Source organism: Haloarcula sp. JP-Z28 (assembly GCF_011440255.1).
GTDB classification, from domain to species: Archaea; Halobacteriota; Halobacteria; order Halobacteriales; family Haloarculaceae; genus Haloarcula; species Haloarcula marismortui.
Genome location: NZ_JAAOHT010000143.1, coordinates 1 through 2,584, shown reverse-complemented (window position 1 = coordinate 2,584; position 2,584 = coordinate 1). Strand labels below are relative to the sequence as shown.

Sequence of the window (2,584 nt, the reverse complement as noted above, 5' to 3'; positions counted from 1 at the left end):
CCGGGTCGAGCGACGCCTGTGAGGAACTCCTGACCGACCCTATCGAGTTCGCGCGCCGGGAACACATGACGGTCGAACTACTGCTTCCGGAGGACGAATCGCAAGTCCGGACCGCTGTTGAGGCGGTCGGGTTCACCTCCACCGGAAACGGTCCCCGGTTCGACGGGCAGGAGACGACGCGGTACCGATTAGAGCCGGAGCGAGCGGAACACTGACCGGCGTCAGGGGGCCGAAAGCCGCCAGCCGAGCGTCGCACACAGCCCGAACCCGAAGGCGTTGAGCGAACCATGGAGCGCAACCATCGTCGATATCGTCAGCCCCAGTGACCGGCCGGTGAACGTCGATATGCCGTAGCCGAGCGCGAGCGCCATCGAAATCGGGAGCGCCACGGCCGCAACGCCGAGCAAGAGCCCCTGCAGTCTAGAGCAGGCAGGGACGACGCGACGCAGGACGACAACGCCGAAAGCCGCGACGGCAACAGTGAAGAGACTCACTGCGACGACCTCCACCAGCGGCGAGAAGGCGATACCGACCGCGATGAGTGCCGGACCGACGAGGATGACACCCGCAACGGTGCGGAATCCCCGCGAGCGGTCACCGAGGTGTCGGCCGGTCAGTCCCACCGCGACCGGGAGGACGAACCCGGCGTAGTGGAAGTGGACCGCTGTGAGTCGGATGATGACGCGGTCGAACCAGAACGTCAGGTCAAGATGGGCCAGCAGAAGCGCGACCGCGCCAACCGAGACGTAGGCGAAGCCAGCATCGATAGCGGTCTCTGGGAACACTAGGCCGCCCCGAGCCCGAGTCCGAACGAACGCCGCGAGTCCGAGGAGGCCGGTGACCGCAAGCCACGGCGTTGCGAGCGCGGCGGCCAGCAGTGCTGGTGACGGAATGACCAGCGATACCGCAAACAGGAGTGCGCCGACCGGCTGGAGCCAGATGGCTGTGGTCGTGAGCCGACTGACAGGTGCCTCGAACGCTCCGGTCACTGCCGTTCGGAGGGCGAGCGGGACCAGCACGAGCGGCGCGAGTGCGAGCGCCCGTTCGATAGCGTCCAGTTCGCCAGTGGCCGTCATCGCCAGCCAGACCACCGCACCAAGCACCGCGCTCAGGTCCGCCACGGCGATGCCCCGGATAGACGGCTTGGCGACGGTGGCGAGTGCTGGCTGCCGGGGCCCAGCGGCGCGGTCGCTCATCGCGGCGGGAGCCGGTCGAGTCCGCGGACGATTCGGAGGTCGTCGGGCGTCCCGTCGCTGGCAGTCTGGTCCTGCGTGAACGTCCCCCGATAGCCGAGCATGTGACCCACGAGGTCGTTCTCGACGGTCGCGGTGACGTGGTAGCGTTCATCATCCTCGTCGTAGCGGTCACGTACCTCGACATCGGCGGCCAGCGGCCCCGGCAAGGGCACATAGCGGTCGCCCAGATGAGCCCACTGGCGGCCGCCAGCGACCACGAGCGCACCGTCCTCAACCCGCGGGTGGAGTTCGCTGGCGATCCGGCCCTGTGTCCCGAGGAAATCGAGCAGTCGCTCGGCCTCGGCGTCCCAGACGGTCAGCGAGTCGAACAGGCGGGTGGTGTCGCCGAAGTCGAAGGCGCGGCGGGTCGTCATCGCCTCGTGACCGCCGTCCGTCGTGTAGGCCACCGTCGTCACCGAAAACGGCACGTCCTCGCCGGCTTCAGGGAACAGCATATTCTGGGTCGTCATCGCGTACAGCGCCGGGAGGACCAGCGTCCCGCGGGTGATATCCATCTCGCCGCGGCCGACACAGACGGTCCCGTCGTCGGGGCCGAGACTGTAGCGGTCGCGGACCTTCGGATGAAGGTCGGCCGCGGCCTCGCCCAGCGCCCGCCCGTAGACGCCTGTCACAGTTCACCCCGGCCGACTGTTGTCGCCAGCGCCGGCGGCCATTCGATGATAGTGTCCAGGCGCAGCGATTGGACTGTGATCCGCGGTACATCCATTGGCTCGCTGTTCCCGAGCCAGATAGATATGTCTGCTGGGTAGTAGCGGGAGAATACCACTGAGGAACGAACGCAGTCAGACAGACCGCCTACTCGTCGCTATCGGCCTCGTGCGCCGACGTTACTTCTTCGAGCGGAGTTTGCGGTAGAGATACGCGACACCGAGACCGCTGGCGACCAGCGCCGGGACCAGCGGCGCGTCGGCGGCCTTCGACGCCTGTCGCCGAACCGTCTGGGCGACCGACGACGGTTCTTCGATGAGGTCCAGCACGGCTTCGGTGCTGTTAGCGACCGGCTCCGGCTCGTTCCCGGCCTCTGCGGCCGCTTCGGGGTCTTTGAGCAGGTGGCCCGTGGTCAGGCAGACGACCGACTCATCGCTATCGACCTCGCCTTCGCGCCGGAGTTTCCGGAGGCCAGCGACGGAGGCGGCGGACGCCGGTTCGACGCCGACGCCTTCCCCGGCGATGTCACGCTGCGCTTCGGTGATTTCCTCGTCGGAGACAGCGACGGCGGTGCCGCCGGTCTCCCGGATGCCCGGCAGCGCCTTCGGCGCGTTGACCGGATTGCCGATGCGGATGGCGGTCGCGCGGGTCTCGACGTCATCCCAGCGGCGGGTGTCCTC

Annotated in this window: 3 protein-coding genes and 1 pseudogene; 1 reads left to right on the top strand and 3 read right to left on the bottom strand. The window is 67.8% G+C overall.

Features of this window, described 5'->3' with window-relative positions:
- Positions 1–215 (top strand): annotated as a pseudogene (locus tag G9463_RS23535) (hypothetical protein); the annotation flags it as partial.
- Positions 216–221: 6 nt separating this feature from the next.
- Here the strand turns inward: G9463_RS23535 and G9463_RS23530 are convergent.
- The 3 genes from G9463_RS23530 to G9463_RS23520 form a co-directional block, all read right to left on the bottom strand.
- A complete protein-coding gene (locus G9463_RS23530; protein WP_165897986.1) occupies positions 222–1,196 on the bottom strand; it encodes a YndJ family protein in 975 nt (324 codons plus the stop codon).
- Positions 1,193–1,867 carry a DUF4166 domain-containing protein gene (locus tag G9463_RS23525; protein WP_165897985.1) on the bottom strand — a complete coding sequence of 225 codons (675 nt, stop codon included), beginning with the start codon at positions 1,865–1,867 and terminating at the stop codon, positions 1,193–1,195. Before G9463_RS23525 ends, G9463_RS23530 begins: the two co-directional genes overlap by 4 nt.
- Before the next feature lie 216 nt (positions 1,868–2,083).
- Positions 2,084–2,584 (bottom strand): pyridoxal-phosphate dependent enzyme (locus G9463_RS23520; protein WP_165897984.1); only part of this gene is annotated, 501 nt, incomplete at its 5' end.

What these genes read in the sequence shown, in the direction of transcription:
- G9463_RS23530 (WP_165897986.1), bottom strand. Translation starts at nt 1,196, where the DNA reads ATGAGCGACCGCGCCGCTGGGCCCCGGCAGCCAGCACTCGCCACCGTC.